The organism is Rhodococcus sp. 06-462-5, from assembly GCF_002258315.1.
Taxonomy (GTDB): Bacteria; Actinomycetota; Actinomycetes; order Mycobacteriales; family Mycobacteriaceae; genus Rhodococcoides.
This window is the reverse complement of sequence record NZ_NOYD01000014.1, coordinates 346,215-354,684: the sequence shown is the minus strand read 5'-3', so window position 1 is coordinate 354,684 and position 8,470 is coordinate 346,215. Positions and strand designations below refer to the sequence as shown.

Here is an 8,470-nt window from a genome sequence, read left to right as displayed (position 1 = left end):
GACCAGAATAGGGGCCGAGACGGGGTGCCCCGCAAACCCGCGCGCGGTTCGCCCATTGCCGGTACCGCCGCCCCCGGTCGAACCCGCAAACGCGCGCGCATTCGCTGAACGCGCGCAAAGTAGCGACCGAATCACAGGCGAGAATGCGCGCACCTGACAAACGCGCGCGCGTTTGCGGGGATGTGCACGGCAGAGAACCGCGCTCACCATCCCCGGACCGACCCGACCTCAGAGGCCCAGCCGGCACCAGGTTCGCCACCGCCGCCCCCTGTCGAACCCGCAAACGCGCGCGCATTCGCTGAACGCGCGCAAAGTAGCGACCGAATCACAGGCGAGAATGCGCGCACCTGACAAATGCGCGCGCGTTTGCGGACAGTCGGGGCCGAATCGGCCCGCACCTGACAAATGCGCGCGCGTTTGCGGACAGTCGAGGGCGAACCCTCGAACTCAGCGCTGGTGGCGCGGCTTCCAGACCACGAGTGCGTTGCGTTGGATCGGCACCAGGTCGCGGCGATAACTGGCGTGCACGTTGGCCAAATCCTGGGCCAGCTCGGAGACCCGCGCCTGCAGGGCCTCGACTTGATTGGTGAGCTCGATGATGCGCTTGATGCCGGCGAGGTTGACGCCTTCGTCCTGCGAGAGTCGCTGCACTTCACGGAGCAGTGCGACGTCGCGCGGGGAGTAGCGTCGCCCACCGCCGGTGGTGCGATGCGGAGTGACCAAACCGAGCCGGTCGTAGGTGCGCAGTGTCTGCGCGTGCATGCCGGCCAGCTGTGCCGCCACCGAGATCACGAAGACCTGGGCGTCGGGATCAGCTTGTCCGCCACCGGCTTTCGCAGATCCGCCCTCGGGAGGGATCGACATCACACACCTGCCCACCCGGCCCGCGGGTCGAATCCGCTGGCCTTCTCGGCTTCCAGATAAGTTTTCAGAGCGTCGGTAGCAGCATCGTCGAGTTTCTGCGGCACGGCAACCTTGACGGTCACCATCAGATCGCCGGTGCCGGATTTCTTCGGGACGCCGCGACCGCGCACGCGCAGCACTCGGCCGTCGACGGTTCCCGGTGGAACCTTCACGCCGACGCGACCCTCGAGGGTGGGCACCGACAGCGTGGTACCGAGCACCAGTTCGCCGTAGCTCACCGGAACGGTCACCGTCAGGTCGTCGCCGCTGCGGCCGAATACCTTGTCGGGCTTGACCCGAACCGTCACGAACAGGTCGCCCGACGGTGCACCGCGCAGTCCCGCTTCGCCCTGACCGGCGAGTCGCACCTTCTGGCCGTCGCTGATACCGGCCGGGACTCGCACGGTGATGGTGCGGGTGCGGTTCTGCACTCCGGTGCCGCGGCAGTCGGCGCAGGGGTCGTCGATGATGGATCCGCTTCCGCGGCAGTCGTCGCACGGCTCACTGAAGCCGAACGCGCCTTGGTTTCTGTTGACGACGCCTTGGCCGTTGCATCTGGGGCACACCCGCGGGCTGGTTCCGGGCTTCGCACCGCTGCCGTGGCAGGTGGTGCACGAGGACGGGCTGGTCAGTTTCAAGGGGACCGTAACGCCCTGTGCCGCTTCACGGAACTGCAGCGAGGTCTCGGTTTCGACGTCACTGCCGCGTCGGGGGCGATTGTTCTGGGGGCGCTGTTGGGCACCACCGCGATTGAACAGGCCACCGAACAGGTCGCCGATTCCGCCGTCGCCGCCGCCCTGACCGAAGATGTCGCCGACGTCGAAGGTTTGGCCACCGCCGCCGAATCCGCCTGCGCCGGGCGAGAATCCACCGCCGCCGCGACTACCGAAACCGCCCGAGGCGAACAGCCGTCGTGCTTCGTCGTATTCCTTGCGCTTGGCCGGGTCGGCGAGGACGGCATGCGCCTCGCTGACCGCCTTGAACTTGTTCTCGGCCGAGGCGTTACCGGGGTTGGCGTCGGGATGGTTGTCCCTGGCCAACTTTCGGTACGCCTTCTTGATCTCTTCTGCAGTCGCGCTGGAGGAAACGCCCAGCTCCTTGTAGAAGTCCTTCTCGATCCACTCCCGCTGGCTCACCGGGCGTTTCCTCCTCTCGCGCTATTTCTGTCTACTGCTCGTCGGACGCAGGTGCATCCGATTCTTGTGCTGCGCTGTCCACCACGCCGACCATCGCGGTCCGCAGAACGCGCTCGCCGAGCTTGTAGCCCGGACGCATCAGCGTCCCGACGACGGGACTGCTGCCGTCGCCCTCGTGGGAGACGGCCTCGTGAATGGCCGGGTCGAAGGCGTCGCCCTCGGCTCCGAAAGTGGTCAGGCCGATGTTCGAGAACACCCCTGCCAGCTTGTCTGCCACTGCCTTGAGCGGTCCGGTCTCGAGATCGCCGTGCTGGCGAGCTCGCTCGAGATCGTCGAGAACCGGAAGCAGCTGCGAGACGACGGACGCCTTCGCGTTCTCCGCTCCGGTCTGCTTCTCTCGGTCGGTGCGACGCCGGTAGTTGGCGTACTCCGCCGAGACGCGCTGCAGATCTGCGGTGAGTTCGGCGACCTGCGTGTCACGCGGGTCCTCCACTACGTCACCGTCGACGGTCCCTTCGTCCACCGAGTCGGGCTGGGGCGCAGCCCCGGTGCCCACGAGGGGCTCCGGAACCGCGTCACCTTCCCGTACTTCACCGGTCTCGGGATCGATCTTTCGCTTGTCCACGAAAGTGACCGGTTCTTGCTCGGTGTTCTCCGACGTCACTTCTTGTCCGTGTCGTCGGCAGGCTCGTCGACAACCTCTGCGTCGACGACACCGTCGTCAGCGGCCTGAGCGCCACCCTCTGCGCCGCCCTGCTCCTTGGCCTGAGCCTCGTATATGGCGGTGCCGAGAGCCTGCGACTCGGTCGAGAGCTTCTCCACGGCGGTCTTGACTGCCGAGATGTCGCTGCCTGCGAGAGCCGTCTTGGCGTCGGCGATGGCGGTTTCGACGCGTCCCTTGAGCTCGGCGTCGACCTTGTCCTCGTTGTCCTTGACGAACTTCTCCGTCTGGTGGACGAGGGACTCGGCCTGGTTGCGAACCTCGGCCTCTTCGCGACGAGCCTTGTCCTCGTCTGCGTGAGCTTCCGCGTCGGCGACCATCCGGTCGATCTCTTCCTTGGACAGGCCGGAGCCGTCCTGGATCTTGATCGTGTTCTCCTTGCCGGTGCCCTTGTCCTTGGCCGTGACGTGCACGATGCCGTTGGCGTCGATGTCGAAGGTGACCTCGATCTGCGGGACGCCGCGAGGAGCCGGGGGCAGCTCGGTCAGCTCGAAGGAGCCGAGGAGCTTGTTGTGCGAGGCGATCTCGCGCTCACCCTGGAAGACCTGGATCTGCACCGAGGGCTGATTGTCGTCAGCGGTGGTGAAGGTCTCGGAACGCTTCGTCGGGATGGTGGTGTTGCGCTCGATGAGCTTGGTCATCACGCCACCCTTGGTTTCGATACCGAGGGACAGCGGCGTGACGTCGAGGAGCAGAACGTCCTTGACCTCACCCTTGAGCACACCGGCCTGCAGTGCAGCACCGACGGCCACGACCTCGTCCGGGTTGACGCCCTTGTTGGGCTCGCGTCCACCGGAGAGTTCCTTGACCAGCTCGGACACGGCGGGCATACGCGTCGAACCACCGACGAGCACGACGTGGTCGATGTCCTTGACGGCGATGCCGGAGTCCTTGACCACTGCCTGGAACGGCGCACGGGTGCGGTCGAGCAGGTCGGAGGTGATCTTCTGGAACTCCGAGCGGCTGAGCTGCTCGTCGAGGAACAGCGGGTTCTTGTCGCCGTCGACCGTGATGTACGGGAGGTTGATCGAGGTGCTCTGGCCGGAGGACAGTTCGATCTTCGCCTTCTCGGCGGCCTCACGCAGACGCTGCAGCGCCATCTTGTCCTTGGTCAGATCGATGCCGTTCTGAGCCTTGAACTTGTCGACGAGCCAGGTCACGATGCGCTCGTCCCAGTCGTCGCCACCGAGGTGGTTGTCGCCGGACGTCGCACGGACCTCGACGACGCCGTCGCCGATTTCGAGCAGCGAGACGTCGAACGTGCCGCCACCGAGGTCGAACACGAGAATGGTCTGCTCGCTGTCGCCCTTGTCCAGGCCGTATGCGAGGGCTGCCGCGGTGGGCTCGTTGACGATGCGCAGGACGTTGAGGCCGGCGATCTGGCCGGCTTCCTTCGTGGCCTGACGCTGTGCGTCCTCGAAGTAGGCGGGAACGGTGATGACCGCGTCGGTGATTTCCTCACCCAGGTAGGCCTCGGCGTCGCGCTTGAGCTTCTGCAGCGTGCGCGCGGAGATCTCCTGTGGGGTGTACTTCTTGCCGTCGATCTCCACGGTCCAGTCCGTGCCGACGTGGCGCTTCACGGAACGAATCGTGCGATCGACGTTGGTGACCGCCTGGTTCTTCGCGGGCTGGCCGACCAGCACTTCACCGTTCTTGGCGAAAGCGACGATCGACGGGGTGGTGCGTGATCCCTCGGAGTTGGCGACGACAACCGGTTCGCCGCCCTCGAGGACGGACACGACCGAGTTGGTGGTCCCGAGGTCGATACCGACCGCACGAGCCATAATGTTTCCTCCTGTTGTTGCGTGGATTCAGTCCCTGGGTGAGCGAACTCCGCTCAAGTTTGCACAACGCGTTCTGTCGCGTCAACTTCCAACTTGAGCCTCATCCACTCAAGGCTGCTGACCTGCACAACGGAGGGTGTGGCGAATTTGTTCCCGAGTGCGCCTCCGGCGCAGTGGTGCGGTTGAGTGCCGCCGGGGGCACATCAGGAGTGGAGCCTGCGGAACGACCCATATGCCGAGCCGCACCACTGCGCAGCAGTACGCCGCGACGATCAGCGAGGATCGTCGCGGCGCAGCGGGGAGAAAGTTGTTACGGAAGGAACTACTCGGCAGGCTCCTCGACCGGGGCGGGGATGCAGCTGTGGGTCAGCAGTCCGCCGGTGATGTTGTCGAGGAAGTTCGCGTCGAGTGCACTGGCGAATGCCGCGGCACCAGCAGGCCGTGCCATCCATTCGCGATCGACCGAAGGCACGGTGTACGTCGCTGCTTCGCCTGCCTTGATGGTCGTCTCGGTGTTCTGACCCTGCACGCCCGGCAGTGCGCCGTAGTTGACGTTGACGTTCGACGCGTCGTCCGCGCCGACGTTGTCGACCTTGACCTGCAGTGCGACGACGCCACCCTCGGGTGCGTCCTCGACCGTGGTGTCGCAGACGGCGGCCATGGTCACCACCAGGTCGGGGCTTTCGAGAACCACCGAGCCGAGCGGGCCGACGGCTTCGGGCGCAGGCTCGGCCGATGCGGCCGGTGCGAGGGCGACCGCACCGATGGCGGCGGCCAGAGCGGCCGTCGAGGCCAGGATCGATGTGCGGGCAAGACGTCGCATGGACAACTCCTGTAGCTGAGGGGGATGTGACTCATGAGTCTGATGTGACAGATGGGTCAGTTGGTACCTGATTCACTATGACCTATCCGAATCAGACATTCCACACCAGGCGGTCTCGATTCGATGACGTTCGCATATCGAAGGAAAAGGCCCCTGACGAATCACACCGGTGTAGTTCGGCGTAGGTTTCACCGGGCGGCGAGCCAGGTTTCACCGCTCGCCGATCAGGGGAACCACAACCCTGCGGATCGGCCGCGCCCTACGTAGGGTTGAGGAAAAGCGAGGCTACGGAGGCACATGGATCCCGAAGTGCAGCACGAACCGAGCGAGATCACCTACGACGAGAAGTTCTATCCGGCTCGGCCGAAACCACTTCGACCTTCAGTGCGTCGCGCCAATCGGAGCAGCAGTCCCACCCCCGACAGCGAGCCGGTGGCGTCGAACCCCGAGTACGTGGACTGGCTCACCGAACAGTCGATGCTGCGCGATGCAAAGTTGATCGCCGAGCAACTCTCGGGCAAGGGCAGCATGTGGCAGAACCCGTATGCCGACCCGGATCCTCGCGCCGCCGTCGAACGCGCACCGGTGTGGTTCACCGCGTACCCCATCTCGGTGATCAACGCCCCGCAGACGAGCTTTCTGAGCACTCTCGGCGACGAGAAGCTGTGGCAGGCCTTCTCCGAAATCGGCGTCACCGCAGTACATACCGGCCCGGTGAAGGTGGCCGGCGGCATCCACGGTTGGCGGCCGACTCCCTCGGTCGACGGACACTTCGACCGGATCGGCATGCAGATCGACCCCGCGTTCGGATCGGAAGAAGAGTTCCGACGGCTGTGCGTTGTGGCCTCGGCATACGACGGCATCGTGATCGACGACATCGTTCCCGGCCACACCGGCAAGGGCGCAGACTTCCGACTCGCCGAGATGGCCGTGGCCGACTACCCCGGCATCTACCACATGGTCGAGATCGAACCGCAGGACTGGCATCTGCTGCCGCGAGTGCGGGCCGGGGCCGATTCTCAGAACATCGACGCCGAGGCCGAGGCCAATCTCGCCCGCGCCGGATACATCATCGGTCAGCTGCAGCGCGTCATCTTCTACGAGCTCGGCGTGAAGGAAACCAACTGGAGCGCAACACCTCCCGTCATCGGTATCGACGGCGTCGAGCGTCGCTGGGTGTACCTGCACTACTTCAAGGCCGGTCAGCCGTCGATCAACTGGCTCGATCCCTCCTTCGCCGGAATGCGACTGGTGATCGGCGACGCATGCCATTCCATCGCAGATCTGGGTGCAGGCGCATTGCGGTTGGACGCCAACGGTTTTCTCGGCGTGGAGCGTCGCGCCGAGGGACCGGGCTGGTCCGAGGGCCACCCTCTGTCCGAGGCGGCGAACCACCTGATCGCCAGCGTGGTGCGCAAGATGGGCGGGTTCACCTTCCAGGAACTGAACCTGACGATCGACGACATCAAGGCCATGGGTGCCAACGGTGCCGATCTGTCGTACGACTTCATCAATCGCCCCGCGTATCAGCACGCGCTCGTCATGGGGAACACCGAATTCCTCAGGCTCACCATGACTCTGGCCCGCGATCATGGCGTCGATACGGCGTCGCTCGTACACGCGTTGCAGAACCACGACGAGATGACGTTCGAGCTCATCCACTTCGCCACCCTGCACGCCGAGGACGAGTTCACCTACGGCGGCGAGGCGGTCAAGGGCAGCGATCTGGGCGATCGCATCCGCGGGGAACTGACCGATCGACTCACCGGACGTTGGGCACCGTACAACCGGACGTTCACCACCAACGGAATCGCCTGCACCACAGCAAGTGTGATCACCGCATCGCTCGGCATCCGCGATCTGGACCGCATGGACGAACGAGACATCGAAACGGTCAAGCGGGCCCACCTGCTGCTCGCGATGTACAACGCGTTGCAACCGGGCGTGTTCGCACTGTCCGGTTGGGATCTGCTCGGCATCCTGCCGATCGCGGCCGATGAGGTCGACGACCTCATCCGCGAGGGCGACACCCGCTGGATCAACCGCGGCGCACACGATCTGATGGGGTACTTCCCCGAGGCCGTGCGCTCGGAATCGGGCATCCCGCGCGGGCGCAGCCTGTACGGCTCGCTCCCCGAGCAGCTGGCGGATCCGCAGTCCTTCGCCCGCCAGTTGGCGCGAATCATCGAGCTGCGCAAGAAGTTCGGCATCGCCACCGCCCAGCAGATCGACATTCCGACGGTCTCGCACAAGGGTCTGCTGGTGATGGTGCACGAGCTCGGGCAGGGAACCATCCAGGCCACCGTGCTCAACTTCTCGTCCGAGGAGATCAGTGCGACCATCCAGTCGAAGCATCTGGTGCCGGGCACCACTGCCGTCGACGTCTCCGACGACAACGAGATCGCGACCGTCGACGAGCTGAACAGCTTCCCGATGACCCTGCGTCCGTACGAGGGCGTGCCGGTGGTGCTGCGCTGAGACAGCGGCCCGTCACCGCCGACGGATAGACTCCTGCGCGTGGCCGATGAGCAGAACGACCCGACATCGCGGAAGCCCAGGCCTCCCCGTCCGCAACCACCGCGGCCGGATGTCGCCGTCGAACCGCTGCGGCCACGGCAGGAGCCGACTTCCTCGGTCCTGCCGAAGGTCGCGCGCGCTCTGTGGGCACTGACAGCGGCGCTGACCCTGGCGTTGGCCGCCGTCGTCGCCCTGAACTGGGAGTCGGTGCTCTCCGGCGTCGAAACTGCAGTGTCACAGCAGGATTCGACAGCCAGTACGGCCGACGTCCGCAACACAGCCTCGGCCACGCTGCTGTCCAGCGGGGCCGCAGTGGCGGTGCTCGTGCTGCTTGGATTCGTCGCGCTGAATCTACTGCGCAACGCGGCGATGTCGTCCAAGGTCCTGATGGGAGCGGTCGGACTCCTGACCATCGGAGCGGCAGTCACGTTCTCGACCTTCGTGTCCGACGCCTCCGCCCTGCTCGGCGGCGTCCTGCAGTGGGGGCCGTTCGTCGTGGCGGGCACTGCTGCGGCTACCACCCTCGTCGCGCTCGCACCCCGGCGCTGACGAGGCACGTCCGAAGAGCGCACGATGCCGGTCATCG

7 protein-coding genes are annotated in these 8,470 nt (G+C 65.5%); 2 read left to right on the top strand and 5 right to left on the bottom strand.

Going from position 1 to position 8,470, the window contains the following annotated elements; genetic code table 11:
• Positions 1–447 precede the first annotated feature (447 nt).
• The 5 genes from CH251_RS11435 to CH251_RS11415 all read right to left on the bottom strand — a co-directional run bounded on the left by CH251_RS11435 (position 448) and on the right by CH251_RS11415 (position 5,367).
• Entirely contained in the window at positions 448–864 is a 417-nt protein-coding gene (locus CH251_RS11435) for a heat shock protein transcriptional repressor HspR (RefSeq protein ID WP_094613307.1), read from the bottom strand.
• Complete coding sequence (gene dnaJ / locus CH251_RS11430; RefSeq protein ID WP_094613306.1) at positions 864–2,039, bottom strand: molecular chaperone DnaJ; 1,176 nt, start codon at positions 2,037–2,039, stop codon at positions 864–866. Before dnaJ ends, CH251_RS11435 begins: the two co-directional genes overlap by 1 nt.
• A gap of 31 nt (positions 2,040–2,070) precedes the next feature.
• Entirely contained in the window at positions 2,071–2,703 is a 633-nt protein-coding gene (gene grpE / locus CH251_RS11425; protein WP_032396072.1) for a nucleotide exchange factor GrpE, read from the bottom strand.
• Positions 2,700–4,544, bottom strand: coding sequence for a molecular chaperone DnaK (gene dnaK / locus CH251_RS11420; RefSeq protein ID WP_032376212.1), 1,845 nt, complete (start codon positions 4,542–4,544; stop codon positions 2,700–2,702). The genes grpE and dnaK overlap by 4 nt, the downstream gene beginning before the upstream one ends.
• A 322-nt stretch (positions 4,545–4,866) precedes the next feature.
• Entirely contained in the window at positions 4,867–5,367 is a 501-nt protein-coding gene (locus tag CH251_RS11415; protein WP_094613305.1) for a Pro-kumamolisin, activation domain family protein, read from the bottom strand.
• Between the two features lie 297 nt (positions 5,368–5,664).
• Between CH251_RS11415 and treS the strand changes: the two genes are divergently transcribed.
• Together treS and CH251_RS11405 are read left to right on the top strand one after the other, a co-directional pair.
• Positions 5,665–7,845: a maltose alpha-D-glucosyltransferase gene (treS, locus tag CH251_RS11410; protein WP_094613304.1), complete on the top strand. Its 2,181-nt coding sequence runs from the start codon at positions 5,665–5,667 to the stop codon at positions 7,843–7,845.
• Between the two features lie 39 nt (positions 7,846–7,884).
• On the top strand, positions 7,885–8,433 hold the full coding sequence (locus tag CH251_RS11405; protein ID WP_094613303.1) for a hypothetical protein: 549 nt from the start codon (positions 7,885–7,887) through the stop codon (positions 8,431–8,433).
• The last annotated feature ends 37 nt before the right edge of the window (positions 8,434–8,470 follow it).